Origin of the sequence: Roseibium aggregatum (assembly GCF_017309185.1) — a bacterium.
Classification (GTDB): Bacteria; Pseudomonadota; Alphaproteobacteria; order Rhizobiales; family Stappiaceae; genus Roseibium; species Roseibium aggregatum_B.
Map to the genome: position 1 here is coordinate 2,726,163 of NZ_JAEKJZ010000001.1, position 25,165 is coordinate 2,751,327.

The following is a 25,165-nucleotide window of genomic DNA, read 5'->3' on the forward strand; positions in this document are numbered from 1 at the left end:
TTTTTTTCTGGAAAAGAAAACTTTCCAATGGACGAAAGAACGCCGCAAAATAAGCCGATTCTTTTGGCCCGGCAAACAGAAATGAGAAACAGATGTTACAGTCCAGGCACCGGCTCTACCGGCGCCCGTCTGCGTTTTTCCTTCGTGTTCAGGCCTTCGGACGGCCCATCTCGAAGACCTCGGTGACAACCGCGTAATCCATGTACCCCAATCTGGAAAGCGGTTTGTAAACGGTCACATCGACCCGTCCGTCAACGATGATGCTGTCGTCGATGTGAACACCGACAACCTGACCGAAAATCACGTAATTGTCGGTTTCATCGCCCTTCAGGGTTTTCAGTCTGAGCGTTTGGAGGTGCTTGCACTCCAGCGCAGTCACGGCTTTGGCAACACGCGGCACTTTCACAAGCCGGGACGGCGCCATCTCCAGACCGGCCAATTCGAACTCGGATTCGCCGCTTGGAACCGCTGCGGAGGACTGATTCATTTCGTCCTTCAGGCTGTAACTGGCCATGTTGCAGACGAATTCACCGGTCGCATCGATGTTCGCGGCGCTGTCCTTGTACCCGGAGGATGAAAACATCACCACGGGAGGCCGGTCGGCCACACAGTTAAAGAAGCTGTAGGGCGCGAGATTTGGACGGCCTTCCCTGTCGACGGAGGAAATCCAGCCAATCGGCCGCGGAGCCACGATCGCCTTGAAAGGATTGTGCGGCAGTCCGTGGTCGTTTGTCTCGGTTTCGTAAAACATGGTTCAATCGGTCTCTTTCCAGTTCGAAATCAGGTCTGAAAGGTCGGGACGGGGACGCTCGACCGGAGGCTGAGTCGGCGTTCCGATCTGTATAAATCCTGCGAAACGTTCGCCGTCTCGCGCCCCAAGGCAGCGGGCCGCCTCCTCATCGAAGCTGTACCATTCCGTCAGCCACTGGGAAGCGAAACCGGAAGCGGCCGCCGCCGTAACCAGGTTCATGCAGACGGCGCCGGCCGAAAGCTGCTGTTCCCAGAGCGGAATTTTGGGATGTTCGGCGGCCTTGCTGACAACCCCGACCACAAGAGGCGCCCGCGTGAAGCGGGTAAGTTCCTTTTGGCGCTGTTCCGTCCCGAGTGGACCGAATCTTTGTTCGGCGATCGCGCTCAGCCGTTCTCCGACCCTGCTTCCCTCCTGCGACCGGTAGACGATGAAACGCCAGGGCGCCAGTTTTCCATGGTCCGGCACGCGGGCCGCAATGGTCAGAATGTCACGCAACTCTTCTTCAGTGGGACCGGGACCGGTCATGGTCGCCGATGGGTGAGACCGCCGCCTACGCAGAAATTCCAGCGTTTGCGGAGACCGGTGGATGACCGTAGGCATGCGCGGCTCCCGATAATTAGTTTCATTTGTAACAATCTAGTAGACGATTGGCGAAATTTGTCAACTCATTGTCCAAAGGTCTTGAATTTGCCCGATTTTAAGTCCCTTTAGATTGCTGCGGCAAACGGATTCCAGAGATTTGTACTGCGCGTTTCCAGCCGCCCGGGCAGTTCAGTCGAGACACGTCCGTCTCATGTTGCTGCAATCGGAAAGGATGCGGTCTTCGATTGGAATAGAGCCTAAAAGACTGTAGAATCGAACGCATTAAATTTGTAATGAAGTGGGCATGTTGAATTCAGTGACTGTTTCGAGCCGTACGGCCTTTTCCCGTTTCGTCAGAAGCACTGCCGTCGCGATCCTCGTGTCGATGCCCGGAATTGTCGCTCCGGCTGCGCCCGGTTACGCGCAAGATACCGAAATTCCGATGCCCCCGGCAGCGAAGCCCGATCCGAACGCTCCAAGCGCCGCGCCTGAGAACCCGATCGTCAACCTTCTGGACCGGGAACCTGAACCTCTGTTCTCGGACACGCTGGTTCCCTACGCGCCGGCCCGTTCGCTGGCCACGGGGATCGAAGGCGGCCTGCAGCAGGGCGCTCTATACCTTCTGGCCCGGCTCTCCCCCGACAACGAGCCTTTGAACGACGGTCTGACCTGGCGGATCTACTCGGAAACAACAAACGAGAACGGGCGCCTGCAACTGGTCGCCACCTCCCATGGCGGCGATGCGGAGTTTCGTCTCGATCCGGGCACCTATCTGATCCACACCGCCTACGGGTACGCGCAAGCGACCAACCGGATCCGGATCGGCAAGGAGGTCGAATCCAAGATGGTGACCCTGAACGCGGGCGGCATCAAGTTCGGCGCCGCTCTCAAGGACGGCGACACCCTCGACGGCAAACCCATTTCCTTCGAAATCTACGGCATGAACTTCAACCAGCGCGGCGAACGGGAAGTGATCGCCAGCGATATCAAGCCGGGCTCGATCGTCCGGCTGAATGCCGACACCTACCACGTCGTCAGCCGCTACGGCGATGTGAACGCGGTGATCCGCGCCGATATTCAGGTCCTGCCCGGCAAGCTGACGGAAGCCACGATCTTCCACAAGGCCGCCGACATTACATTGAAACTGGTCAATGAACGCGGTGGAGAGGCCATCGCCAACACGACATGGTCGGTTCTCAGCCCTGGCGGCGACACCGTGGTGGAAGCCAGCGGCGCGTTTCCGGACTTCGTTCTGGCCGCGGGAGAATACGAGGCGATTGCACGCAACAACGGCCGGATCTATTTGCACACATTCGACGTGACGCCTGGAGAGGACCGAGAAGTCGAGGTGGTCACCTCCGTTAGCGAACTTCTCGCAAGTGACACCGCCAAAAACTGACGGCAAACGGGCTGCCCGCGAAGTCGGTCTACAACCGCGTCACGCCGTGCTCTTCGTCGCTTCGGAAAAGCCCTTGCGACACGATCATTGAGAGACCATTTCGACGTTTAAGACCGCCGCCCCAGCAAGCGCGACCGCCGGTTCGGGGGAGCCATTTCCATGACCTTGGTCTGCAGGAAATCCATGATTTCCTTCTGGTCCTTGAAGCCGGACAGGGTTTCGAACGGGATTGGCTGGCCCGCCCGCGCGGTAATCACCGAACCGAGGATGCGCCGGAATTCCCGGACAAGAAGAGACAGCCGCAATGTGAGCGAATACTTGCTGACCAGATGGAACAGCCAGGAATTCTGACCGTCGAAATAAAGCGGCAGGACCGTTGCCTTGGATGAGCGGATCATCTTCGCGGTAAAGGTCTTCCACGGCAGCTCTTCGGCCCGCCCGAAAGGTTTGGCCGCGGTCGCCACTCCCCCGCTCGGAAACACGATGACGGTCGTCCCTTCCTGCAGAAGGCGCAAGGCCTCCTTGCGGGTGTCCATGTTGGTTTTCAAGGCTTCCTTAGTTTCCTCGAAGTCGACCGGCAGAGAAAACGGCCTGACCTCGGGAACCTTCAGCAACTCGTTGTTGATCAGGATCTTGAACGGACGGTTGAGGCGTTCCGCAAGCGCCAGAATGGCCAGGCCGTCGCCGATACCGTATGGGTGATTGGCGATAAGAACGAGCGGGCCTTCCGGCAGGTTCTTCGGAGGCCATTCACCGTCGGCCACGGCGACATCCAGATTGATCAGGCCCAGAAGGTCGCTCCAGATGTAATCCGAAGTCCCGACCATCGTGTGTTTCCAAACCTCATAGAGGTCCACGAGCTTCCGGCGTCCGGACATGCCTTCGATGGCGCGGATCGTCCACCGTTTCAGCGGCGGGTGCTCCGGATTGGCGTAACTGAATTCAGCGTAGTTCACGGCGATCGTCTTGAACCGGTTTTCTGGCAAATTTGAAACCAAATACCAGAAGCTTCGTTTCACTAATGTGACAGCACATTGCCCCAAGGTCAGGGCAATGTGCAAGCTGTCACTTTTCCACCTAAATCGGACCGCCAGCGCTTATTTCAAGTCCGGCGGCACCGCTTCCTCGGCAAATGCGGATACCGCCTCGTCGAGCCCCATCGATCTCTGGTCCTTGGAGCCGAGGCGGCGAACATTCACCGTTCTTTCCTCCGCTTCGCGCATACCGCAAACCACAATCACCGGAACCTTCGCCAAGGAATGTTCCCGGACCTTGTAGTTGATCTTCTCGTTGCGGAAGTCGGTCTCGACCTTGAGCCCTTTGGCCTTGAGCAGATCCGCGACTTCCTGACCGTAGTCATCGGCCTCCGAGGTGATCGTGGCGACCACGATCTGCAACGGTGCGAACCAGAGCGGGAAATGACCCGCATAGTTTTCGATCAGAATTCCGAGGAAGCGTTCCATCGAACCGCAGATCGCCCGGTGGATCATCACCGGTGTCTTCTTCTCGCCGTCCTTGTCGACGTAGAAGGCACCGAAGCGTTCCGGCAGGTTGAAGTCCACCTGGGTGGTGCCGCACTGCCATTCGCGGCCGATGGCGTCGCGCAGGGTATATTCGAACTTCGGACCGTAGAAGGCCCCCTCGCCCGGCAGGATGTCGGTCTTCACTCGGCCTTCGGACTGGTCCTCGATCTGCTTGAGGACCTCGCCCATGACCTCTTCGGCATGATCCCAGAGCTCGTCGCTGCCGACGCGCTTTTCGGGACGCGTGGACAGCTTGACGACGATCTCGTCGAAGCCGAAGTCCTTGTAGACCGACAGGATCAGGTCGTTGATCTTGAGGCATTCGTCCGCCATCTGCTCTTCGGTGCAGAAGACGTGGGCATCGTCCTGGGTGAAGCCGCGCACGCGCATCAGGCCATGCAGGGCTCCGGAGGGCTCGTAGCGGTGCACGACACCGAACTCGGCAAGGCGCAGCGGCAGGTCACGATAGCTCTTCAGCCCGTGCTTGAAGATCTGCACGTGTCCCGGACAGTTCATCGGCTTCAGGGCGAAGACCCGGCTGTCCTCGGCCTCAGGGTCGGCGGACTGCACGGAGAACATGTTCTCCTTGTACCAGGTCCAGTGCCCGGAGGTCTCCCAGAGCGAGGTGTGAAGCACTTGAGGCGCATTGACTTCCTTGTAGGTGTCACGCAGCACCCGGCGCTTGTAGGCGATCAACGACTGGAACATGTCCCAGCCCTTTGGGTGCCAGAAGACAACGCCCGGGCCCTCTTCCTGGAAGTGGAACAGGTCCATTTCCCGTCCGAGCTTGCGGTGATCGCGCTTCTCGGCTTCCTCCAGCATGTGAAGGTAGCCCTTCAGCTCCTTTTCGTTGTGCCAGGCGGTCGCGTAGATGCGTGACAGCATTTCGTTGTTGCTGTCGCCGCGCCAGTAGGCGCCGGCCACCTTCATCAGCTTGAAGGCGTCACCGATCTGTTTGGTCGACACCATGTGAGGACCACGGCACAGGTCCAGCCACTGGCCCTGCTTGTAGATCTTGATGTCCTGATCTTCCGGAATCGCGTCGACAAGCTCGACCTTGTAATGCTCGCCCTTGGCGGCGAAATAGGTCTTGGCTTCCTCGCGCGTCCAGATTTCCTTGGTGAACTGAGCGCCGCGCGCGACGATCTCGCGCATCTTCTTCTCGATCACCGGCAGGTCGTCGGGATGAAACGGCCAGTCGTCACCGGTGTCCGGATGAACCCGCTTGAAGTCGTAGTAAAAACCGTTTTCGATCACCGGGCCGATCGTCACCTGGGTGCCGGGCCAGAGTTCCTGCACGGCCTCGGCCATCACGTGAGCGGCGTCGTGCCGGATCAGTTCCAGCGCGCGCGGGTCGTCACGGGTGACGATCTCGATCTTGTGGTTGCGGCCGATGGGATCGGTAAGGTCCTTCAATTCCCCATCGAGCGCCATCGCGACGGCCTTCTTGGCAAGCGATTTGGAAATGCCTTCGGCGACGGCCAGGCCGGTGGTGCCGGGCTCGTATTCGCGAACGGAATTGTCGGGGAAAGTCAGTTCTATCATCTTCTGTCTCCTGCTCACTCCTGCAGACAAGGCAGGTAAGCTGTTCAATGGGTCTGGAACGGGCTGCTGATAGGCCATTCGGCGCCAAACGGCAACCCTTTGCCGCCGCCTATCTGCTTTCGACGGTAAGCGGTGGCGGACGGCGGCGGATCGGCTGTGACTTTACGATCGAGGTGCTTGTCTCAGCCTTGTCGGAGACTTTGTCCAGAATGCCATCGAGCTTTTCGATATCCGGAATTGCCAGGCGGGCGATAAAACAATCGTCTCCCGTCACCTTGTCGCACTCTATGAATTCCGGAATGTCCTGAATGAGCTGCTGCACGATATGAAGCTTTCCGGGCAGCGGCCGGATACGGACAATGGCCTGCAGGCTGTAGCCCAGCGCCCTGGGATCGATCTCCGCGGAGAAGCCTGAGATGACACCTCTCTCCTGAAGCCGCCGGATCCGCTCCGAAACGCCCGGCGAGGACAGGCCGGACAGAATCGAGAGATCCTTCAAGGACATTCGGGCATCCTTGATCAGGCCTTCGATTATTTTGGCGTCCGCTTCATCGATTTTCATTTCTAAACCAACGATCGCTAGTTAACTTAGATTATTTGAATAATAGCACAGACAACCTAACATTTCGAATGGAGACACCGGAAAATTTTGGTCACCCTTGAGCTCACATGAGTTTCAAGGAGACGAAATGGACAAGACGCTTCGCGGCGCGGCCGAGATGACCGCCGCAATGACCATTCTCGGTACAATAGGCCTGTTCGTGATCCTGTCCGGTCAGGGCGCAATCAACGTTGTTTTCTGGCGCTGTGCCTTTGGCGCCTTCACCTTGCTGATCATCTGCGCCGCCCAGGGGCTGTTGAGGCAGAAGATCACCCCGAAAAAGCTGGGCCTCGCTGCACTCGGAGGCGTTTCGATCGTCGTCAATTGGGCGTTGCTGTTCACCGCCTATGGCGAAGCGTCAATCGGTGTGGCCACGGCAGTCTATAACACTCAGCCATTCATACTGGTCGCTCTGGGCGTTGCCTTCCTCGGAGAGAAGGTCACCGCCACGAAGCTCGGCTGGCTTGTCTTCGCCTTTGCCGGTGTTGTCCTGATCGTCCAGTCGAAAGCCGGACAGGCCGGTGAAGCGCAGGGCGACTACACTCTCGGCGTCGCGCTCGCCCTGGCAGCCGCCTTCTTCTGGGCGCTTGCTGCCTTGTTGACGAAGAAGCTGACAGGCACTCCACCGCAACTGATCGCTCTCGTTCAGGTCTGCGTCGGAATTCTCATGCTCACCCCCTTCGTCGACTGGACCGCGTTACCAGAAGGCGCGACCCCCTGGGGCTCACTGATCACGCTTGGAGCAGTCCATACGGGCTTTATGTATATCCTGATGTACGATGCCGTCCAGAAACTGCCGACCTATCTGCAAGGGGCCTTTTCCTTCGTTTATCCGGTCGTGGCGATCCTTGTGGACTATATCGCCTTCGATCACGCGCTTCAGATGGAACAGCTTGCCGGCGCGGCCGCCATCGTTTTCGCCGCAACGGGAATGACCTTTGGCTGGAGGCTCCTGCCCCTAGCTAAGCTCACCGGCGGCTCACACTGAGGCCGCAGCCTTGGCCCGGTCCTTGCCGGCCTTCTTCAGCGCGGCGTTGCGGACACCCTTCGCCACGGCTTCCGTTCCACCGCGCGTTTCCCTGATCATCGCGAGATCCTGCTCCGAAGCCTCCGTCATCGGAGCTATCGCGATATCGGTGTAGGCTTTGCGGTCCGGCGACGCCTTGACCTTCTTGTAGATCCGGTACACCCGCCAGGTCGACGACACATAGGCCCAATGCTTCGCGGCGATCTCCCAGAAATAACGCGGATAAAAGGCCAGCGGGTGTTCGACCGGCAAACCCGAGCGCCGGTCCTTCCGGAACTTGAGGCGGAAATACCCGCCTTCCAGAGGATGAACTCCCTCGCATTGCACCATGAGCCTGAACCACATCATCAGGAACAACTTGTTGCCGGGGCGCCCCTTCTTGTGGGCAGCCGCGCGGCGCAGAACCGTTTCGATATGGTCGTCGGAATAGTAACTTTCCCAGGCGTACCTGTAGGCCTCCTCCCAGTCCCGATCGCTCATTTTCGGGTGATGGGTGACCCGGTGATTGAGGTCGTATTTGTTGAGGTCCGGATCCATCCAGGCGCCTTTGGACAACAGCACCTTGTGATCCTCCGACCCCGGCAACGGTGTCAGATAGAAAAACTCCAGGAGGTCAAGCGGAAGCTCTTTCTTGATGATCTCCACGTCGCGCAGAACAGACTCCTTGGTGTCTCCGGGAAATCCGATGATGTAGCCGGCATAGGTGGTCGCGCCGTGCGACCGCCATTTCTGCAGCATCTCCCGATACTCGGTGATCTTGTTCTGGCGCTTCTTGGCAGCAAGCAGATTGTCCGGATTGATGTTTTCAAGTCCGATGAAAACACGGGTCACCCCGGCCCGGGTGGCCTTTTCGATGAAGTTCTCGATACGGTGACAGAGCGTGTCCACCTGGATGATGAACTTGATGTCGAATTTTTCCTTTTCGCGAAGGTCGATCAACCGGTCGAACAGGGGCTCCCATTCGCGGTTGCGGGCGAAATTGTCGTCGGTGATGAAAAACCGGTCGATGCCCTGGGCATAGTTCTCCCGGATGATCCGCTCCAGATCGTCGGCGGAGCGGAACCGGCTCTTGCGCCCCTGGACGTTGATGATCGTGCAGAAGGAACACTGATAGGGACAGCCCCGGCCGAGGTCGAAACTGGAGTGGGAGCCGGCGGTAAACTGGATATGTTTGGACGGCAGGATCGGCGTCGGTTCTCCCTCCAGGGACGGCAGGTCGGCCATGAAATTGTAGAGCGGCTTCAGTTCCCCGTTCCAGGCATCGCGAAACACCATGTCCAGCCGGCGGTCCTCCGCCTCGCCTGCGAAATAAACCACGCCTTCCTGCTGCAGCCGGACCATTTCCTCCGGCATCTCGTCGAGCATCGAGATGCAGCCCGACACGTGAAACCCGCCCACGGCCGTCTGGAGGCCTTGTGCCATGAATCTGCGGGCGAGATCCACCGCCCGGGGAAACTGGTTCGATTGCACACCGACAAGGGCGATCAGCGCCTTGCCGCCTTTCCGCCTGATCTCGGCCGCGATTTTTTCAGGCCGGATGCGCCTGTTGGTCTCGTCATAGGTGGAAAGATGGATGCGGACATCGTCACCGAGCGCCTTGCGCGCCCGCGCGGCCTCCGCCAGTCCGTTCAGGCTTGCCAGCGTGTTGGAAGGAATGGCGGAACGCAGCCACTGGATCGGATAGCCGTCGTCGTCGTAATGGGTCGGCTTGATCATTACGAAATGGAAGTCGCCTGCGTCCATGGATCCCCTCCGCCATCTGCCTCGGCGAAGACCGTCGCACCAGTCTTCCGCAACGTCAAGCTTGAGACTGTCCTTCGGACGCTAATCGAGACGGTACTTCTCCTCGATATGCCTTCCGGTCCAGCGGCCATAGCGCCAGGGCAGATACCAGCGGGCATTTTCCGGCAACTGTTCCGGCACCGGATCGAAGCCGGACGCCCCCCAGGGATTGCACCTCAGTATCCTGGCGAGCCCGATCCAGCCGCCGGCCCAGAACCCGAAGCGCCGGATCGCGTGTTCGGTGTAGTCGGAGCACGTCGGCGCATACCGGCAACCACGCCCCATCACCAGCGACAGGGAATGCCGGTAAAGCCAGATCAGGCCAATGGCCAGGCGCCCGGCAAGCGACAGGGGACGGCTTGGGTCGTATTTCAGAGACGGTCTTGGACACATGATCGAAAGATGCGCACGGTTCTACCGCGCCAGGGCCGCCGCTTCGTCTTCCTCGGCTTTTCCGGCGATCTGGTCGAGCGCATCGACAACCGCGTCGAAGGTCAGCATCGTCGAGGCATGGCGCGCCTTGTAGTCGCGGACAGGTTCGAGAAATTTCAGGTCCGCGAAGCGTCCCTCGGGGGGACTGCCGCCTTCCTTCAGCATGGCGCGCATCGTCTTTTGCACATCGCGCAATTCCCCGTCCGTCGCACCGATGACGTTGCGGGCCATGATGGAAGAAGACGCCTGACCGAGCGCGCAAGCCTTCACATCATGGGCGAAATCGGTCACGACGCCGTCCTTCACGCAAAGATCGACCACCACTGTCGAACCGCAGAGCTTGGAATGCGCCTTTGCCGAAGCGTCAGGCTTCTCCAGGCGGCCAACCCGCGGTATGTTGCCCGCGAAGTCCAGGATCCTGGCGTTGTAGATGTCGTCAAGCATTCTCGCCTCTTCGTGAAAGCCTGTGATGCGCGACACGTTGATGGCGCATGGGTTTTATATATATAGATCAGGTGTTGCGGCAATTTCGCAAGGGGTAGAAGGAATGTCGCAGGAACTTGATATTTTCGTTCGTGCGCTTGTTCTTCAGTAAATCCCGGGCCGAAACTGTTCGTTCGTTTTTTGCGTAGAGTGTGTTAATGGTCCGCCTCCCTGGAATGTGGACCGGGTAATCTATGCGAGTTCGAGCGCCGTAGAATGAGTGACAAGGGTAAATTTGCGAGGATTCACATGGACGCTGTCCTCAAGCCGGTCGAAAAGAAATTCGAAAGAAAATCCCCGGATGAGTTGCACCGGCCGAGCCGCGAGGAAGTCGAAGCAGCGGTTCGCACGATAATCTCCTGGACCGGCGACGACCCGGACCGCGAGGGTCTGGTTGAGACCCCGAAAAGGGTCGCGAAAGCGCTCAGTCAGCTTTACGGCGGTTATTTTCAGGACCCGGCGGAACATCTTGAACGCACCTTCGAGGATGTCGGCGGTTACAAGGATATCGTGCTGGTGCGCGGCATCCCCTTTCATTCTCATTGCGAACACCACATGCTGCCGTTTATCGGCGAGGCACATATCGCCTATTATCCGGCCGAAGGCGTGGTCGGCCTTTCGAAGCTCGCCCGGGTGGTCGACATCTACGCGAAGCGCCTGCAAACGCAGGAAAACTTGACCTCGCAGATCACATCGGTCATTGACGATGCCCTGGCGCCGCGCGGGCTGGCCGTGATGCTGGAAGCCGAGCACCAGTGCATGACCATGCGCGGGGTCCAGAAGCCGGGGGTCTCCACGATCACCACCCAATTCACCGGCGTATTCCAGGACGATCCGGCCGAACAGGCCAAATTCATGTCCTTGGTGCGCGGCAAGGGCCTTTAAGTTTCCTGGCCCTTGCGACCGATTTTCCTGCAAGGGCATCAACTCTCATGAGCAGCTACACGTTTTCTGACCGCGGCGACAAGGAAATCGTCGAGAACGGCGACCTCCTGATGCCCAAATTCGACGCCGATGGCCTGATCGCGGCGGTGGTGACGGAAGCCACCACCGGAGAGGTGCTCATGGTGGGCTACATGAACGCCGAAGCCCTGAAGCGCACCGTCGAGACCGGCGAGGCCTGGTACTGGAGCCGCTCCCGGCAAGGGTTCTGGAAGAAGGGCGAAACCTCGGGCCAGGTCCAGAAGGTTCATGAAATACTGACCGACTGCGATCAGGACGCGCTCGTTTTGAAGGTCTCCGTGGAAGGCAACGGCGCCACCTGTCACGTCGGCTACCGGTCCTGCTTCTACCGCAGGATCGTCAGGCCGGAGACCGGTGCGGTACGTCTGGAACGGGTCGAAGCCGAGCGGGTCTACGATCCGGCCGAGGTTTACGGCAAATCCTGAGCCGCTGCCGCCGGTTTGCGGACATGAAAAACCGTCCCGGCCACCTCATTGCCGAATTCCATTCGAAGAACGTGCCTGCGCTCGGGACCGAAAACCAGCCCGGCCGCTTCCGCGGTGCGCCGCAGGTAGTCGGGATGGTGGGCAAAGCGGCTGCTTGAATGGAGCCGGTAGGAGCCGGTTTCGGTCTCCAGCCGCTCCACGCTCGCCACCAGAACGCCGCCTGGCTTGAGTGCCTTGGAAAGAGCCTCGAAGAAGCCGGTCAGATCGCCGAGATAGATCAGGGTGTCGACGCAGACACACAGATCGAACTGCGTCGGCAGGTCGGCGTTCAGGAAGGCGACCATTTCTCCCTCGACAAGGAAGTCATAGACACGTCTTTCAGAGGCTTTCCGGAGCATTTCGCCCGACAGATCCAGACCGGTCAGCTTCCCGCACAGATCGCGAATGAGCGGTCCGCACAGTCCGGTCCCGCACCCCAGATCCAATGCATCCTGGAAAATAGGGCCGCTCTCGGCGGCGAGTGCCTTGACCTCGTCGGCGACAATCTCCGGAGCCGAATACTCCAGCCCTTCCAGGACTTCGTCGAATGTGCCCGCGAAAGTGTCAAAATGAGATCTGACATAGGCCTCCGGCGCCTTTTCAGGCGACTGGCCGCGGGCCGCAGCCAGCTGAAAACTCACCGCCGGATCGTCCGGGTTGTGTTCCGCCAGATTTTCAAGATGCGTTACGGCAACCTCCACCCGTCCGAGCGCATGGAGGTAACGCGCCATCTTGAGGGCCGCAGGCACAAGTTCCACACCGAGCGTCAGCGCCTTTTCAAGCGCATCCGCGCCCTCCTCCGTCCGTCCGGACTTGATGAGCCGAAAGCCGTAAACGCCCCATGGCTCGCCCTGCTCCGGATGACGCAAGGTCAGGTCGGCCAATCTGTCCAACAGGTCGGCGTCCTCACCGATGCTGCCCGTTACGATGCCGATGTTCCGCCAGACATTCGCCTGATGGGCATCGATGTCCAGGGCTTCGATATATTCCTCGAGCGCTTCGCGCGGACGCTTCACCAACTTGAAGATATTGCCGAGATTGTTGTGCGCGGCAGCGTTCCGGCCGTTTATCTTCAAAGAATGCCGAATGAGCGCAATCGCATCCTCCGGCTCTTCCGGCTTGAACAGGAGAAGGCCGAGAAAATGCAATCCGTCCGGATGATCCGGATTTTCCGACAGGACATCCTTGTAAGCGCTTAGGGCGGTTTCAACATCGCCGTTCTGGTGGGCCTTTATACCTTCGGCAAGCCGTGCTTCTGTTTCCACGTCCAGACACTCCGGTATTTCGATGGCCACCTTGAGAGGCAGCAAGGGCTGCTAGCCGGTAACGATATACCGGACAGCCTTGTTTTACGCCATCGTTATGTAGCTGCGCATCTGCTCCGCCTCCAGCTCGACCTGCGCGATCTTGAACTTGACCACGTCGCCGATGGAAATGACGCCGGTAAGCTTGCCGTCCTTGACCACGGGCATATGACGGAACCGCCCCTGGGTCATGCGCGCCATGACCTCGTTGACGCTGTTTTCCTCCACGCAGGTGACGACTTCCTTGGTCATCACGTTCGATACGGGAAGGTTCAAAGCCACGGATCCGTCGGTCCCGATCGCGCGGACGATGTCGCGCTCGGAGACAATCCCCTCGATTGCCCGGTCCGCTCCACAGACGACCACGGCGCCGATCTTGTGTTTCGCCAGAGTCTTGCAGATTTCACCCAGCGGTGCATCGCGGTCTGCCGTTATCGTTTCATGGCCCTTCCCACTCAGGATTGCCGCAACGGTCATGTAGTAACCCCTCCCATGGCATCTACTCCCCGAAGTCTCCGGGGGACCGATATCATGACAAAAAATTCGCGCGGCGGAAACTACGACCTTAAGTCATGTTAAATTCGACGCTGCGGCACCGGATCGAAAAACGGAAACAGGGCCAACCCCGCCACGAAACCGCCGATATGCGCCTGCCAGGCAATCGTCGCCGGTTGGCCGGCAATCGGTCCGCTCATGAGGCCGAAGAACAGGTTCAGCCCGAACCAGACCGCCACGAACACAAGCACCTGACGGTTGCGGATACAGTCGGCCAGCGGTTGCGCGGGAACGTGGTAGGCCGCCCGGTCGGACCGCCTGAATGCCCCCAGCGGGCCGCCGAGTTCGAAAACGAAGCGGAGCGCGCCCGCCATCTGGCCCGACACCGCGGCGGAGGCACCGATCATGGGCGCGGATTCCCCCCAGTGGGTCGCCAGATGCGCCGCGGCGCCCCCCACCGAGCACAGGGCGGAAAACATCAGAAACCGGAACGCCCCGTAGCGCCGCGCCAGCGCACTGCCGAAGATCGCCATCCAAAGCAGGTTGAACACGATATGCATAGTGCCGCCGTGGAGCAGACTGTAGGTCACGAATGCCCAGACGCTGGAGGCGAGATCCAGCGGCGCCAGATTGGAAAGCGCCGTGTATTTCGCCGGCCAGAACGCGAACAGATAGATCGTCCAGTTGCCCCACACCGCAGGAAGAACGAGTTCGCGCAACAGGTGAATGAGGATCATAGCCCCGCCAAGCCAAAGAACCACGTTGGGCAGATTGAACATGGGCGGTTCGGACGGTTGGGGAGGCCGTTGCCTTTTGGCAGCCTGCTCCCGCCGGTCACGCTCTTCGTCGAATCTGTAAACGTTCATGGTTGCTCCGCCTTTCGGTTTCTTTTTCTAGCCAAGATCCGGGACAAAACAATGGCTGCGGACCGCACAACGCTGTTGTCGCGGCAAAACACTAAATAAAACCTGTATGAAACGCATCCGGGTCCGCGTTGCGCAAGAAAACAAGGCGCCGGTCGCTTGAGCGAACCGACGCCTTGCCTTGCCTCCCTTTTCCGGTCGCGTCCCCACGCTCCCTCAAAGGATCTTGTTCACGATCGGCCGGCGTTTTTCTGGTTCTCGGCCTGGCCCGGCTGACGGTTTTCCTCCCACCCGCCAGCAAGTGAACAGATCCTTAACCTGCCAACATACGACGCTCCTCACAAGCTTCAGTTTCCATTAACCCTAACAAACCCGTTTCACGCAGCCGTTTTGGCATCCCGATCGTTTGGCACGCCCCCTGCTTTGTCTGAGCCAGACAGACAAACAAGATCCGCTACGTCCCGTTTTGAAACAGAGACTGTCTTGAGACGAAACACGCGGACGATTTTGGCAAAGAGGCGAGACCAGATGAAACACGGCGTGACGCAAACTCTTTATTCCTATTGGGACAACCTGCGCGGTGCGCGTCCCGCTCCGAACCGCAGCGAAGTCGACCCCGGCGAAATTCGCGGTCTTTTGGGCGACACCTTCATCCTGGAAACCAACGGCCCCAAGGACGTACGTTACCGTCTTGCGGGCACACGGCTCTGTTCCGCCCATTGCCGGGAACTGAAAGGCAGAAATTTCCTCAGGGGATGGAACAGCAAGGACCGAGAAGCCCTGGAAAGCCTGATCGCTGCGATTACCGAGGATGCCGCCGCGGCTGTGATCGGCATTAACGGCCACACCGAACACGGCCAGATCCTGCAGATGGAAATGCTGCTGTTGCCGCTGAACGTTCCCGGAGAAGGCCGTATCCGCATACTCGGGAGTTCCACACCCATGGACAAACCGTACTGGATCGGCCTGCACCCCATCCTGAACCAGTCCATCAGCAGTCTGCGCCTGATCTGGCCCGACGAGCGGCCTTACTTCGTCGACGGACCGGCCAAGGTCAATCCGCTTGTGCCGCGCTTCACCGTCGAAGGCATGCCCATGCAGGCCCAACCGCTGCCGCAAGGAGCGGAACGCAAAGTGGGCCACCTTACGGTCTACGCAGGCGGAAAATCCTGAGGTCCGGCTCAAACGGGCACATAAGCCGCCCGGTCTCCCGGTCCGCCGCCCAGGGCGGACCGACCGGCTTCGGCCCCCGGCCGGCTTGAGGACACCAATCGGGCTTTGAAAAGCCGCGTCAAAGCGTTTGACCTTTGCGAAAGCATAGCTCTGCAGGCTTTTCCTTGCCCGCTTGACGCCTGAAAGCACAATTTTATGAGCCCGTACCCTAGACCTGCGCCGCGTGTTGGGTCACTCTTACACATCGTTAACACCGTCTGCATAAAGTACTCTCCGGATGTCTAGAGAATCATTTCTCTCCCGGGGGTAGTGCGGTTGACGCACGGATATGGATAAAGCGGGCATGAGCGCCGGATTGGCTACAGCTACAGAAGGAAGCAAGTCGCTTCAGGTCACCGATCGCCGGCGTCATCAACGGGTTCAGGTGAACATTCTTGGCCGTTTCATGCTCGAAGATCGCCGCGAATACCCCTGCCAGGTCATAGACATGTCTCCAGGTGGCATGGCCATGATCACCCCCGTTTCCGGCCGCGTCGGGGAACGGGTCATCGCCTATCTCGATCATTTGTCGCGCGTCGAGGGCCGTATCGCACGGCTGATCGACGGCGGCTTCGCGGTGGAACTGCGCAATACGGTTCGCAAACGCGACAAGATCGCCAACGTTCTGACCTGGCTGGCAAACCGGGACGAACTCAACCTTCCGGAAGACCGCCGCCACGAGCGTTTCGTTCCCAAGAACCCGATGACCAAAATGGTCCTGCCGGACGGTTCGGAGCATGTTTGCCGGATCATCGACGTCTCCTTGTCGGGCGCGGCCATTGCGACGGACTTCGTTCCGGAAATGGGCGAGAGCATCACGCTCGGAAAGATGCGCGCCCGGGTCGTCCGCCAGATCGAAGGCGGAATTGCCATCGAGTTCGCCGCCGTCCAGAACCGCGAGCTTCTCGAACATCACCTGAGCGCCCCCGACTCAGGTTCCTGATCGGTCGATACGGCTTTTTTCGGCCAGCAGGCTTCCACCACAGCACGCTCAATCGTCACAATCACACAGATGCGGTGGCGTAACCGGTCGCGGCACCATGCGTGAGCGCATAATTTTCCGGCTTTTTTTTCACGCCTCACACACCCTGGAAACGGCGAAATCCATCGGCTCGGGCGCCATGCTTCACTAAAAAAATTTTTTTATCTCAAACCCTCTAAATCAAAAAAAACCTGCCTTTCCAGGGGCATGCAGAGGATGATTCAAATTTTATGAAAATCTTCCGCTAAGTTTATTCAAACACTATTCAAACTAAACTAAAATGCATCTTAAATTTTCCTCAAAGTAGATTAGAGTTCTAACTTAAAGTTTTCCGGGAAATAAAAATGAATACGGCATCGTTACGTCAGCCTTGGGGAGGGCGTTACGATGAACTTACTTGGAAAATACTTATTCACCACCTTATTAGCCTCGGCAGCCTTCGCCGTCGGCTCAACCGCGCATGCGGGTCCCGGCCGTTTCATGGAAATGGAACGGGCCGCGAAGGCGCCGATCGGGCATCTGCAATTTTGCAGGGACAATTCCTGGGCCTGCCCGAATGACCGCTACGATCCGGTGGTGGTCCGGCTGAGCGAAACACTTTGGAACCAGCTCATCGCCGTCAATGCGGAGGTCAATCGACGCATCCGTCCCATGACCGATGACGACCTGTTCGGCAAGCCGGAGCACTGGTCCTATCCGGTCAACGGTTACGGCGACTGCGAAGAGTATGTCCTCGAAAAGCAACGCGTTCTGATCGAAGCCGGCTGGCCGAGAAGTGCCCTGCTCATCACCGTCGCGAAGGACATCGAAAATTCAGGGCATGCCGTTCTGACCGTGCGGACCGATCAGGGAGACATGATCCTCGACAACCAGATCGAGGCGGTGCTGCCCTGGTACTCGACACCGTACCGCTACATCAAACGTCAGTCCGCGAGTTCGACGGTAAAGTGGACGGGCATTTCGGACACCCGCGTCACCACGGTGAGCAGCGTGTCCAGGTAGAACGGCTAACTCTTGGGATCGGCCCGGCCGGATGCCGGGTCCTTAGGACGATCCGGTCGCGTCCCCACCCTCCCCATCCCTACCACGACCGGATCCAGGGAACCGGCCCGCTCCCCCAGCAGGCCGGTTCCTGCCTTTTCCGGCGGGAAAGGATGGGTCAAACCTCCGTCAAACCAGCCTTGAAGCGACGCCAGTTGCGCACATAGCCTTCCGCTGACTTGCGGATCGTCTCCGCGGCATCCTCCGGCAGGCTTCGAACCACCTTGCCGGGTACGCCGACGACCAGGGAATTGTCCGGGATCTCCTTGCCTTCGGCGATCAACGCATTGGCGCCAACGATGCAGTTCGAGCCGATCACGGCTCCGTTCAACACGGTCGCCCCCATACCGATCAGCGAGTTGTCCTTGATGGTGCAGCCATGAAGAATGGCCTTGTGGCCAATGGTGCAGTCGGACCCGATCGTGAGAGGGTAGCCCATATCCGTATGGAACACGCAACCATCCTGAACGTTTGACCGCGCGCCCACCGTGATCGGCTCATTGTCGCCACGCAGTATCGCGCCGAACCAGACGCTTGCCGCAGACAAAAGCCGGATATCGCCGATCAGCGTGGCGTTCGGGGCGACCCAAAAGTCGTTGTCATCGGGAAAGACGGGTGTTCGTCCGTCAAGAGAATAAATCGTCATGAAACCTCGTGTCAGGAATTAGGAAACGCCGACCACGACCAGGACGACGTTCATGACGAGAACGCCGGAGCACATGCTCCACATGCCTGCGATCGTCGAGGACGCCACCAGCCAGCCGAGCGGCCGCTTTTCAATTCGCCGGCCACGGATGGCATTGCGCATGATGATGAAAGGTCCGGCAAAGAGGCAGACGAAAATATCCGCGAGAAACACCGGCAGGCTTTCGCTCGCGAAACTGAAGCGCGGAGGATTGCTGGTTACGAGCTGATAAAGACTGCCCAGCACACCGGCCGCCACGAACCCGGCGCACGCGATATATCCCACGAGAAGTAGATCGAAAAACACGATCGTTAACCCCTTGTTAACGTTTCACTCCGGAAAGTGATTAAGAAATTCTAAACGGTCAAGTGCAAAGGCTGTGCCGAACGGGCAAATGGGCAAATACCCTGAAATACCACCGTTTTTGAGGATGCGCGGAAGGTCTCCAGGTGAGACGTGTGTTCCGTTTCGGGACAGGCTGTCCCGGAATTGCGCAGACGGGGTCAAGGAGTTGTTGCGGTGACGCCGATGACGCTTCCCGATCCGAGCGGAACGAAGCCGCGCATTTTCACCTGTCTCGTTCTGGCAATCTGCGTTCTCGGAGCAGCGCTGATCGCCGCGCGTGTCAGCCACTGGTCCGGCTACTGGAGCATCGGCGCCGCCAACGCCCTTTCAGCCACATCCGTTGAGGTGTCGGTGGGCAAAGCCGGTTTCCGGCTGCCGGCGGCTTTCATCGCGACGCCCAGCCAGCAGGACCGGGCTCTGTCCCGGGATGGCCGTTTCCGGACCCTCCGGCTGCTGATGACCTGGCCCGGCCTCACCCCTGACCGCACCAGCTACGGCTTTGCGGGCAAGACGATCCTGGTCGAACTCGACAGCGACACGGGAAAGGAAAGTCTCAGAGCCCGGCTCGAACCGTTTTATCGCCGGCTGGCGCGCGGTGGCGAACTGTTGGGGCCTGACGGCCTGAAAATCCTGACCCTGTCCGCGCGCGGCGCGTCCACCACCGACCTGATTGCCTACGACCCCGACACGCCCGACGGGTTCATTGCCCGCTGCCTGAAAAAGTCTCCCGCCGAGGAACCGGTGTGCCACCGCGCCGTAACCCTTTCAAAGGGGCTTGAGCTGCGATACCGTTTCGACCAGTCCCTGCTGCCGCATTGGCGCGAGATCGAGCCCGCACTGGTCGCAAGGATTGAAGGCTTTCGAAAATCGTGAGCGATGACACAAAAAAGCGGCCTCCGAAGAGGCCGCGGGAAATCGCTTGAAGGATGGGCGTCAGACGTCTTCCAGATCGATTTCCAGAATGGCCATCTGGAAATTCCAGCTCAGATCCTCATCTTCGTCATCGCGGAAGATGACGCCGATAAATTCGTCGCCGATATAGACCTCGGCGGAGTCGTCCTTGCGCGGACGCGCCTTGACCTGAAGGCTCGGCAATTCAAATTTCGAACGCAGATAAGCTTCGATCTTTCGGATTTCATCGGGTTTCACGGCGCTCTCCTTGTGATTGCCTTATCTCAATCGTCCCGGCGCGGACCCTACAAGACCATGGCGAAATGCCAAGGAATTTCCGTCGGCTTTCCCCGTCTTCCTCAAATCACTTTTAACGCATGCGCTGGCTGTAAATCACTCGGAATGCGCGGCTTCTTCGCTCAAGAGCTGATTCATGCTGCGCGCAGGTTCCGCGCAACCGGCCTTGCCGACGATCTTGGCCGGCACGCCCGCGACGGTCGAATTCGCGGGAACATCCTTGAGAACCACGGAACCGGCCGCGATCCGGGAACAATGACCGATTTCCAGATTTCCAAGGATCTTCGCACCGGCGCCGATAAGCACGCCATGGCGGACTTTCGGATGACGGTCGCCACTTTCCTTGCCCGTCCCCCCGAGCGTCACGCCCTGGAGGATGGAGACATCGTCGTCAATCGTTGCCGTGGCCCCGACGACGATGCCGGTGCCGTGGTCGATGAAGATACCCCGTCCCACCGGCACGGCCGGATGAATGTCGATCTGGAAGACTTCCGACGCACGGCTTTGCAGGTAAAGCGCGAAATCCTTGCGGCCCTTGCGCCAAAGCCAATTGGCGAGCCTGTGCGTCTGCAGTCCGTGAAAACCCTTGAAGTAGAGAACCGGCTCCAGGTAGCGGAAGCAGATCGGATCGCGATCGTGAACGGCGACAATGTCGACACGGAAAATCTTGCCAAGCTCCGGCTCGTCGGCCAGCGCTTCCAGATAGGTCTGGCGGATAAGCGACGCGGAGACGACATCGCGGCCCAGACGGTCGCCAAGCCGGTGCAGCACAGCCTCTTCCAGCGTTTCGTGATTGAGGACCGTCTCGTAAACGAAGGACGACAGGGCGGGTTCGGCGGCAACCATGTCCTGCGCTTCGTCCCGAACCCGCTGCCAGACCGGATCGTGGGTCGGCACGTGCTTCAAGCCGGTCGTTGCGATCGGTGTCGACATGGCCTCTCTCCTTTTCAATCCGTCAAACTGAGCCCCTAAAATAGGACTGTCGTCTGCTATTCCCAAATCAAACTTCCTGATATCAGATATGCACCATCTTTATGAACCGAGACTTTCCGGGGCATTCCGGTTTGTTTTGGCGGCCTTCACAATATGGAAAGCCTAGTAGCAGGCCAGGCGAACCGAGGAGCAACCGGCACAGATGACCAACGAAAGCGGCACAGCAGCCGACAATCCCCTTGTCATGGCCGGCGGCCCTGTTGCAGAGCTGTTCTTGAACGCACCGGACCGCAAGAACGCCCTGCCTCTCGCTGCCTGGCAGCGGTTTCCCGAAGCCCTTCGGAAGATTGAGAAAAAATCCGAGACCCGGGTGCTCATCGTCCGAGGGACCGGCGGGAAAGCCTTTTGCGCGGGCGCAGACATTTCCGAGTTCGAAGCGATACGGTCAACTCCGGAAGCCGCGAAACGATACGATGAAATCAACGTCGCCGCCTTCAAGGCGCTGAAATCACTTTCCATCCCCGTGATTGCCGCCATCGAAGGGCCGTGCCTCGGCGGCGGTCTCGGCCTTGCGCTTGCCTGCGACATCCGGATCGCCGAGCCCGGCGCCTTTTTCGGAATTCCGGCTGCCAGGCTCGGTCTCGCCTATCCGCCCGAAGCCCTCAGCGATCTTCTGGAAGCCGTTTCTCCCTCCAACGCAAAACAAATCCTGTTTGGCGCCCAGCGCCTCACGGCGGAGCATGCGCTTCGGATCGGCCTCATCGACGAAGTCACCGAGCCCGGTCAGCTGGAGGCACGTGTTCTGGCGTTGAGTTCTACGCTGTGCGCAAATGCGCCCCTATCGCTGAAGGCGGCCAAACATGCGGTGAACCTGCTGTCTCGCGCCGAAGCCGGTACGGGATTGCACGAGGCGCTCGCGAACGCAGATGCCTGCATAGACAGCGCGGATTACCGGGAAGGCTGCCGCGCCTTTCTGGAAAAGCGCCAGCCGGCGTTCAAGGGACGGTAAGCCGCTCAGAAGGATTTGCCGGCCGGCAAGCGAAGCTGCCTGCGATTGCGCGGCTGATTCAGTTTCTCAACAAAACCCTGCAACAGTTTGCAAACAGGAGCTTACGCCAGCACTTCCGCCGTTTTGAGCTCCGTCAGGAAATCCTCGACCGCGGAGGCGAACACGTCGTTCTTGTCGCCGGCGACCATGTGTCCCGCATCCCGGATATCGGTGAATTTCGCCTGGGGAACCTGTTCCTGAAACTCCCGGACATGGTCCATGGAGACCAGTTCGGAATTTTGTCCGCGAATGAGCAGCACCGGCAAGGTCAGATCCCCCGCGGCCGCGAACATCACATCCTGGGCCGCCAGCGCGGCTTCCGGTTCGCGGTGCTGACGTGTTTTCAGGAAGGCCGGATCCCAGTGCCAGCGCAGACGGCCATCGTCCCGGCGACGCAGGTTTTTCGACAGGCCGGAGAGATCCTTCGGCCTTGCCCGGTTGGGCAGGTATCGCGCGATCGCCTCTGCCGCTTCTTCAACCGTTTCAAAGCCTTCGTCCACCCTGTCGCCCATAAAGCCCAGCACCTTGCTGACACCGCCCATATCGATCCGCGGTGTGATATCGACAAGAACGAGCGCCGCCAGGCCGCCGGGGTTTTCCCGGCCTTCCGCGAGCATGCCGGCGAAACCGCCCAGAGACGCCCCCACCACAACAGGCTTCGCACCGTGGCGCGCGGCCACCATGCGTGTGACGGCGACGAGATCCAGGGCGAAATCCGTGAAACCGTAGTTGCCCGATGCGACCCAATCGCTCTCCCCGTGGCCACGCTGATCGAGCGTATAGACCGGATGGCCGAGACCCGCGATCCGCTGCGAGGCGGCATCCCAGGAATGACGCGTCTGGCCGCCCCCGTGCAACATCACGACCGGCTGGCCATCGCCTCCGTATCTGTCCGCAACGAGAGTGTTGGTCTCCGCCCCTTGAAATTCAACGCGCTCCGGCTGCATGTCCCCTCCCCTTGGCAAGGTGTCCTCCCGACACCTCTCTTCGTTCAAGCTTCCACATTGTTCAAAAACGCCAGCACGCCCTGTTTGTGAACCTTGTCCCCGACGGCGACCATGTGGTCCCGGCCCGGAATCTCCAGAACTTCTGCGTGCGGGATCAGATCCGCAAGCCTCTGCGGCGACCCGGCGATATCATCTTTCGTTCCGACGGCGACAAGAACCGGCCTTTCGATCCGTGCGACGTCTTCCTCGCTGATTTTCTGCCGCGACGAACGCATGCAGGCGGCAAGCGCCAGCCGGTCCGATCCGGTCTGTTCCGCAAAGGCCCTGAAGGCTCTCCCGGTCCGGTCCTCGACATCCTTGAGACTGTCCGCCTCAAGAGCCAGGGCAATCGGTTCCGGATCGCCGACGCCGCCGATCATGCCGTAGCCGAGACCGCTGAAAACCGCCCGGCGAACCCGGTTCGGATGGTTCAGCGTCAAAAAGGCGGAGATGCGGGCGCCCATCGAATACCCCATGACGTCGACGGTCTCGATCTTGAGTTGATCGAGCAGCCGTCTTGCGTCTTCCGCCATCGTCGGGGCTCCGTAGGCCGCCGGGTCGTGGAATTTCTGGCTGTCGCCATGCCCCCGGTTGTCCAGGGCGATCACGCGGCGGCCGTCCTTGACCAGCAGGTCCACCCATCCTGTATTGACCCAGTTCACCTTCTTGTTGGAGGCAAAACCGTGGATCAGCAGAATCGGATCTCCTTCGCCCTCGTCCAGATAGCTGATACGAACTCCATCCAGGTCAAACTGGGGCATGTGCAATATTACCTTTACGTAAACGGAAAAGACGTTTCTTCATCACAGTAAAGGCAAGACGATCCTTTGGCAAAGCGGAAATGCCATTGTCCGGCGGGCTTCTCCCCTGCGGCGCCGGAGCGCAACGCGGGCCCCTGTCCTTTCATATTACGAATGGATATGGTCCTTGAAATTTGCTACTGGAACGCAAAACCAAGCGACGAAGAGGATCCCGACAATGGCAGATCATGTTGTCCCGCATTTTCAAAACTCGGCCGGACACGACTCAATCGCTGTCGGCGTGCGCGAGTTCATGTGCATCGGCGCAAATCCGCCGTTCGATCATCCCCACGTGTTTCTGGACATGGGCAGCGAGAACGAAATCGTCTGCCCCTATTGCTCCACCCTCTACAAGTTCGATCCGACCCTCAAGGCTGAGGAATCCTCGCCCGCCGACTGCGGCTGGGTTCCTGCTGCGGCCTGAAAAAGCCCGTTGCCCGTAAGAAGTCGCAAAAATGCCCCAGGAAGGTGAGACCAATCACCCGATCGTCATCGCCGGAGCCGGCATCGGCGGTCTCTGCGCAGCGCTCGCCCTCAGGCGGCAGGGGCATGAAGTTGTGCTTCTGGACAAGGCCGCTCGGCTTGCGGAGGTCGGCGCCGGCCTCCAGCTTTCACCGAACGCGTGCTCTGTGCTGGACGAACTCGGTGTGCTCGGCGATCTGGAGCCTCACGCCTTTGCACCGAATTTCCTGCAGATCCATTCCGCCCGGTCAAACGCCTTGCTGGCAAAGGTGCCGCTCGGGTCTTTCCTGAAAGAGCGGCACGGCCATCCCTACTGGGTTATTCACCGAGCCGATCTTCAAAGCGTGCTTCTGGACCGGGTCAGTCAGACGCCGGGCATTGATCTCCGGCTAGGAGCGGAGGTCCAGACCCTCAAGTCGACGCCCTACAATTACCTGGCGTGCGAGTATCGGACCGGTCCGGATACGCACAGCCTGGACTGCAGGGCCCTGATTGGCGCCGACGGCGTGTGGTCGAAGACCCGCCAGCTTCTGCCCAACCATGAAAACGCCCGCTTCAGCGGACAGGTCGCCTACCGGGCCACCCTGCCGATCGAACAGGTTCCGAACCGGTGGACCGGTGACTCGGGCCTGTGGCTGCATCGGGACGCGCATCTGGTCCACTACCAGATACGAGGCGGCAGGGAACTGAACATCGTGGCCCTGGCGACCGAAGACTGGAAGGACGAAACCTGGTCCGCTGCGGCTGACAAGAAAGCCTTGCTGCATGTCTTCAAGGACTGGCCGGCGGAAGTCCGCAACCTGCTCGCCCTGCCGGACACATGGCTGAAATGGGCCTTGTGCAGCGTGAACGCCACGGGGCCCTGGACTCACGGCCACATCGCGCTGCTTGGCGACGCGGCCCACGCGATGCTGCCCTTCATGGCGCAGGGCGCCGGCATGGCCATCGAAGACGCCGCGATCCTGGGCCGGCACCTGCCCGGGGATGTCGCGAATATTCCCGCAGCGCTGCGCGCCTATGAGCGCCAGCGAAAATCCAGAGCCGCCCATATTCAGAACCGGGCGTTCACGAATGCACAGGTCTTCCACTATTCCGGCCTTCCGGCCATGGCCCGGGACGCGGTTCTGCGTTTTTCTTCACCTCTGCAACTGGCGGCCCGTTTCGACGACATTTATGGCTGGACACCGGACTGATCGTCGCGGTGGCGCTTGAGCTGGATGAAAACCTGAGATAAAGCCAAGTCCCACTCGTGGCCCATGGAGAATGAAG

General features: G+C 59.6%; 28 protein-coding genes. 11 read left to right on the plus strand and 17 right to left on the minus strand.

Annotation, left to right across the window (positions count from 1 at the left end):
- Nucleotides 1-148: 148 nt before the first annotated feature.
- Both JF539_RS11955 and JF539_RS11960 read right to left on the minus strand, forming a co-directional pair.
- Nucleotides 149-751: a flavin reductase family protein gene (locus tag JF539_RS11955; RefSeq protein WP_207140631.1), complete on the minus strand. Its 603-nt coding sequence runs from the start codon at nt 749-751 to the stop codon at nt 149-151.
- A 3-nt stretch (nt 752-754) separates the two neighbouring features.
- A complete protein-coding gene (locus JF539_RS11960; RefSeq protein WP_207140633.1) occupies nt 755-1,351 on the minus strand; it encodes a nitroreductase family protein in 597 nt (198 codons plus the stop codon).
- A gap of 286 nt (nt 1,352-1,637) precedes the next feature.
- Between JF539_RS11960 and JF539_RS11965 the strand changes: the two genes are divergently transcribed.
- The gene (locus JF539_RS11965) at nt 1,638-2,732 is read left to right on the plus strand and encodes a hypothetical protein (protein WP_207140634.1); all 1,095 of its coding nucleotides are present in this window, start codon (nt 1,638-1,640) and stop codon (nt 2,730-2,732) included.
- Nucleotides 2,733-2,839: 107 nt separating this feature from the next.
- Here the strand turns inward: JF539_RS11965 and JF539_RS11970 are convergent, their stop codons facing one another.
- The 3 genes from JF539_RS11970 to JF539_RS11980 all read right to left on the minus strand — a co-directional run bounded on the left by JF539_RS11970 (nt 2,840) and on the right by JF539_RS11980 (nt 6,362).
- Nucleotides 2,840-3,688 (minus strand): lysophospholipid acyltransferase family protein, encoded by an 849-nt coding sequence (locus JF539_RS11970; RefSeq protein WP_207140635.1) that lies wholly within the window; start codon nt 3,686-3,688, stop codon nt 2,840-2,842.
- A gap of 141 nt (nt 3,689-3,829) precedes the next feature.
- On the minus strand, nt 3,830-5,800 hold the full coding sequence (gene thrS, locus JF539_RS11975) for a threonine--tRNA ligase (protein WP_207140636.1): 1,971 nt from the start codon (nt 5,798-5,800) through the stop codon (nt 3,830-3,832).
- Between the two features lie 109 nt (nt 5,801-5,909).
- A complete protein-coding gene (locus tag JF539_RS11980; protein ID WP_207140637.1) occupies nt 5,910-6,362 on the minus strand; it encodes an Lrp/AsnC family transcriptional regulator in 453 nt (150 codons plus the stop codon).
- A 127-nt stretch (nt 6,363-6,489) separates the two neighbouring features.
- On the opposite strand from JF539_RS11980, the gene JF539_RS11985 reads away from it, so the two are divergent.
- Nucleotides 6,490-7,389 (plus strand): DMT family transporter, encoded by a 900-nt coding sequence (locus JF539_RS11985; protein WP_207140638.1) that lies wholly within the window; start codon nt 6,490-6,492, stop codon nt 7,387-7,389.
- Here the strand turns inward: JF539_RS11985 and JF539_RS11990 are convergent.
- The 3 genes from JF539_RS11990 to JF539_RS12000 form a co-directional block, all read right to left on the minus strand.
- Nucleotides 7,381-9,171, minus strand: coding sequence for a B12-binding domain-containing radical SAM protein (locus JF539_RS11990; protein WP_207140639.1), 1,791 nt, complete (start codon nt 9,169-9,171; stop codon nt 7,381-7,383). The two genes, JF539_RS11985 and JF539_RS11990, sit on opposite strands and share 9 nt — an antisense overlap.
- Nucleotides 9,172-9,252: 81 nt before the next feature.
- The gene (gene yidD / locus JF539_RS11995) at nt 9,253-9,603 is read right to left on the minus strand and encodes a membrane protein insertion efficiency factor YidD (RefSeq protein WP_207140640.1); all 351 of its coding nucleotides are present in this window, start codon (nt 9,601-9,603) and stop codon (nt 9,253-9,255) included.
- A gap of 21 nt (nt 9,604-9,624) precedes the next feature.
- Nucleotides 9,625-10,086, minus strand: coding sequence for an iron-sulfur cluster assembly scaffold protein (locus tag JF539_RS12000; protein WP_207140641.1), 462 nt, complete (start codon nt 10,084-10,086; stop codon nt 9,625-9,627).
- Nucleotides 10,087-10,374: 288 nt separating this feature from the next.
- Between JF539_RS12000 and folE the strand changes: the two genes are divergently transcribed.
- Together folE and hisI are read left to right on the plus strand one after the other, a co-directional pair.
- Nucleotides 10,375-11,010 (plus strand): GTP cyclohydrolase I FolE, encoded by a 636-nt coding sequence (gene folE, locus JF539_RS12005; protein ID WP_207140643.1) that lies wholly within the window; start codon nt 10,375-10,377, stop codon nt 11,008-11,010.
- Between the two features lie 47 nt (nt 11,011-11,057).
- Nucleotides 11,058-11,513: a phosphoribosyl-AMP cyclohydrolase gene (gene hisI / locus JF539_RS12010; RefSeq protein ID WP_207140644.1), complete on the plus strand. Its 456-nt coding sequence runs from the start codon at nt 11,058-11,060 to the stop codon at nt 11,511-11,513.
- Here the strand turns inward: hisI and JF539_RS12015 are convergent.
- From JF539_RS12015 to JF539_RS12025, 3 genes are all read right to left on the minus strand, one after another.
- Nucleotides 11,498-12,817: a methyltransferase gene (locus JF539_RS12015; RefSeq protein WP_207140652.1), complete on the minus strand. Its 1,320-nt coding sequence runs from the start codon at nt 12,815-12,817 to the stop codon at nt 11,498-11,500. The genes hisI and JF539_RS12015 overlap by 16 nt on opposite strands.
- 84 nt (nt 12,818-12,901) lie before the next feature.
- A complete protein-coding gene (locus JF539_RS12020; protein ID WP_207140653.1) occupies nt 12,902-13,333 on the minus strand; it encodes a CBS domain-containing protein in 432 nt (143 codons plus the stop codon).
- A 98-nt stretch (nt 13,334-13,431) separates the two neighbouring features.
- On the minus strand, nt 13,432-14,217 hold the full coding sequence (locus JF539_RS12025; protein ID WP_207140656.1) for a rhomboid family intramembrane serine protease: 786 nt from the start codon (nt 14,215-14,217) through the stop codon (nt 13,432-13,434).
- 525 nt (nt 14,218-14,742) lie between these two features.
- On the opposite strand from JF539_RS12025, the gene JF539_RS12030 reads away from it, so the two are divergent.
- The 3 genes from JF539_RS12030 to JF539_RS12040 all read left to right on the plus strand — a co-directional run bounded on the left by JF539_RS12030 (nt 14,743) and on the right by JF539_RS12040 (nt 17,410).
- Complete coding sequence (locus tag JF539_RS12030) at nt 14,743-15,387, plus strand: PAS domain-containing protein (protein ID WP_207140658.1); 645 nt, start codon at nt 14,743-14,745, stop codon at nt 15,385-15,387.
- 343 nt (nt 15,388-15,730) lie between these two features.
- Nucleotides 15,731-16,369, plus strand: coding sequence for a PilZ domain-containing protein (locus JF539_RS12035; RefSeq protein ID WP_207140659.1), 639 nt, complete (start codon nt 15,731-15,733; stop codon nt 16,367-16,369).
- A gap of 426 nt (nt 16,370-16,795) precedes the next feature.
- On the plus strand, nt 16,796-17,410 hold the full coding sequence (locus JF539_RS12040; protein ID WP_207140660.1) for a transglutaminase-like cysteine peptidase: 615 nt from the start codon (nt 16,796-16,798) through the stop codon (nt 17,408-17,410).
- A 157-nt stretch (nt 17,411-17,567) separates the two neighbouring features.
- Here the strand turns inward: JF539_RS12040 and JF539_RS12045 are convergent, their stop codons facing one another.
- Together JF539_RS12045 and JF539_RS12050 are read right to left on the minus strand one after the other, a co-directional pair.
- Entirely contained in the window at nt 17,568-18,095 is a 528-nt protein-coding gene (locus tag JF539_RS12045; protein WP_207140661.1) for a gamma carbonic anhydrase family protein, read from the minus strand.
- A gap of 18 nt (nt 18,096-18,113) precedes the next feature.
- A complete protein-coding gene (locus JF539_RS12050) occupies nt 18,114-18,440 on the minus strand; it encodes a DUF6949 family protein (protein ID WP_207140662.1) in 327 nt (108 codons plus the stop codon).
- A 213-nt stretch (nt 18,441-18,653) separates the two neighbouring features.
- Here JF539_RS12050 and JF539_RS12055 point away from each other — a divergent pair, with 213 nt between their 5' ends.
- On the plus strand, nt 18,654-19,352 hold the full coding sequence (locus JF539_RS12055) for a hypothetical protein (protein WP_207140663.1): 699 nt from the start codon (nt 18,654-18,656) through the stop codon (nt 19,350-19,352).
- A 60-nt stretch (nt 19,353-19,412) separates the two neighbouring features.
- Here JF539_RS12055 and JF539_RS12060 read toward each other — a convergent pair whose 3' ends face one another.
- Entirely contained in the window at nt 19,413-19,628 is a 216-nt protein-coding gene (locus JF539_RS12060) for a DUF3126 family protein (protein WP_207140664.1), read from the minus strand.
- Nucleotides 19,629-19,763: 135 nt separating this feature from the next.
- The gene (cysE, locus tag JF539_RS12065) at nt 19,764-20,600 is read right to left on the minus strand and encodes a serine O-acetyltransferase (RefSeq protein WP_207140665.1); all 837 of its coding nucleotides are present in this window, start codon (nt 20,598-20,600) and stop codon (nt 19,764-19,766) included.
- Between the two features lie 202 nt (nt 20,601-20,802).
- Here cysE and JF539_RS12070 point away from each other — a divergent pair, with 202 nt between their 5' ends.
- Nucleotides 20,803-21,609, plus strand: a complete 807-nt coding sequence (locus tag JF539_RS12070; protein WP_207140666.1) for an enoyl-CoA hydratase-related protein — start codon at nt 20,803-20,805, stop codon at nt 21,607-21,609.
- Between the two features lie 101 nt (nt 21,610-21,710).
- Here the strand turns inward: JF539_RS12070 and JF539_RS12075 are convergent, their stop codons facing one another.
- Both JF539_RS12075 and JF539_RS12080 read right to left on the minus strand, forming a co-directional pair.
- Complete coding sequence (locus JF539_RS12075) at nt 21,711-22,595, minus strand: alpha/beta fold hydrolase (protein ID WP_207140667.1); 885 nt, start codon at nt 22,593-22,595, stop codon at nt 21,711-21,713.
- Nucleotides 22,596-22,639: 44 nt separating this feature from the next.
- Nucleotides 22,640-23,395, minus strand: coding sequence for an alpha/beta fold hydrolase (locus tag JF539_RS12080; protein WP_207140670.1), 756 nt, complete (start codon nt 23,393-23,395; stop codon nt 22,640-22,642).
- A 217-nt stretch (nt 23,396-23,612) separates the two neighbouring features.
- Here JF539_RS12080 and JF539_RS12085 point away from each other — a divergent pair, with 217 nt between their 5' ends.
- Both JF539_RS12085 and JF539_RS12090 read left to right on the plus strand, forming a co-directional pair.
- Complete coding sequence (locus JF539_RS12085) at nt 23,613-23,858, plus strand: zinc-finger domain-containing protein (RefSeq protein WP_207140671.1); 246 nt, start codon at nt 23,613-23,615, stop codon at nt 23,856-23,858.
- Between the two features lie 31 nt (nt 23,859-23,889).
- Nucleotides 23,890-25,089, plus strand: a complete 1,200-nt coding sequence (locus JF539_RS12090; protein ID WP_207140674.1) for an FAD-dependent monooxygenase — start codon at nt 23,890-23,892, stop codon at nt 25,087-25,089.
- Nucleotides 25,090-25,165: the final 76 nt, after the last annotated feature.

What these genes read in the sequence shown, in the direction of transcription:
- yidD (WP_207140640.1), bottom strand. Translation starts at nt 9,603, where the DNA reads ATGTGTCCAAGACCGTCTCTGAAATACGACCCAAGCCGTCCCCTGTCG.
- JF539_RS12040 (WP_207140660.1), top strand. Translation starts at nt 16,796, where the DNA reads ATGAACTTACTTGGAAAATACTTATTCACCACCTTATTAGCCTCGGCA.
- JF539_RS12020 (WP_207140653.1), bottom strand. Translation starts at nt 13,333, where the DNA reads ATGACCGTTGCGGCAATCCTGAGTGGGAAGGGCCATGAAACGATAACG.
- hisI (WP_207140644.1), top strand. Translation starts at nt 11,058, where the DNA reads ATGAGCAGCTACACGTTTTCTGACCGCGGCGACAAGGAAATCGTCGAG.
- JF539_RS11990 (WP_207140639.1), bottom strand. Translation starts at nt 9,171, where the DNA reads ATGGACGCAGGCGACTTCCATTTCGTAATGATCAAGCCGACCCATTAC.
- JF539_RS12030 (WP_207140658.1), top strand. Translation starts at nt 14,743, where the DNA reads ATGAAACACGGCGTGACGCAAACTCTTTATTCCTATTGGGACAACCTG.
- JF539_RS11960 (WP_207140633.1), bottom strand. Translation starts at nt 1,351, where the DNA reads ATGCCTACGGTCATCCACCGGTCTCCGCAAACGCTGGAATTTCTGCGT.
- JF539_RS11965 (WP_207140634.1), top strand. Translation starts at nt 1,638, where the DNA reads ATGTTGAATTCAGTGACTGTTTCGAGCCGTACGGCCTTTTCCCGTTTC.
- JF539_RS12090 (WP_207140674.1), top strand. Translation starts at nt 23,890, where the DNA reads ATGCCCCAGGAAGGTGAGACCAATCACCCGATCGTCATCGCCGGAGCC.
- thrS (WP_207140636.1), bottom strand. Translation starts at nt 5,800, where the DNA reads ATGATAGAACTGACTTTCCCCGACAATTCCGTTCGCGAATACGAGCCC.
- JF539_RS12075 (WP_207140667.1), bottom strand. Translation starts at nt 22,595, where the DNA reads ATGCAGCCGGAGCGCGTTGAATTTCAAGGGGCGGAGACCAACACTCTC.
- JF539_RS11980 (WP_207140637.1), bottom strand. Translation starts at nt 6,362, where the DNA reads ATGAAAATCGATGAAGCGGACGCCAAAATAATCGAAGGCCTGATCAAG.
- JF539_RS12035 (WP_207140659.1), top strand. Translation starts at nt 15,731, where the DNA reads ATGAGCGCCGGATTGGCTACAGCTACAGAAGGAAGCAAGTCGCTTCAG.
- JF539_RS11985 (WP_207140638.1), top strand. Translation starts at nt 6,490, where the DNA reads ATGGACAAGACGCTTCGCGGCGCGGCCGAGATGACCGCCGCAATGACC.
- JF539_RS12080 (WP_207140670.1), bottom strand. Translation starts at nt 23,395, where the DNA reads ATGCCCCAGTTTGACCTGGATGGAGTTCGTATCAGCTATCTGGACGAG.
- JF539_RS12085 (WP_207140671.1), top strand. Translation starts at nt 23,613, where the DNA reads ATGGCAGATCATGTTGTCCCGCATTTTCAAAACTCGGCCGGACACGAC.
- JF539_RS11955 (WP_207140631.1), bottom strand. Translation starts at nt 751, where the DNA reads ATGTTTTACGAAACCGAGACAAACGACCACGGACTGCCGCACAATCCT.
- JF539_RS12000 (WP_207140641.1), bottom strand. Translation starts at nt 10,086, where the DNA reads ATGCTTGACGACATCTACAACGCCAGGATCCTGGACTTCGCGGGCAAC.
- JF539_RS12070 (WP_207140666.1), top strand. Translation starts at nt 20,803, where the DNA reads ATGACCAACGAAAGCGGCACAGCAGCCGACAATCCCCTTGTCATGGCC.
- JF539_RS12025 (WP_207140656.1), bottom strand. Translation starts at nt 14,217, where the DNA reads ATGAACGTTTACAGATTCGACGAAGAGCGTGACCGGCGGGAGCAGGCT.
- folE (WP_207140643.1), top strand. Translation starts at nt 10,375, where the DNA reads ATGGACGCTGTCCTCAAGCCGGTCGAAAAGAAATTCGAAAGAAAATCC.
- JF539_RS12045 (WP_207140661.1), bottom strand. Translation starts at nt 18,095, where the DNA reads ATGACGATTTATTCTCTTGACGGACGAACACCCGTCTTTCCCGATGAC.
- cysE (WP_207140665.1), bottom strand. Translation starts at nt 20,600, where the DNA reads ATGTCGACACCGATCGCAACGACCGGCTTGAAGCACGTGCCGACCCAC.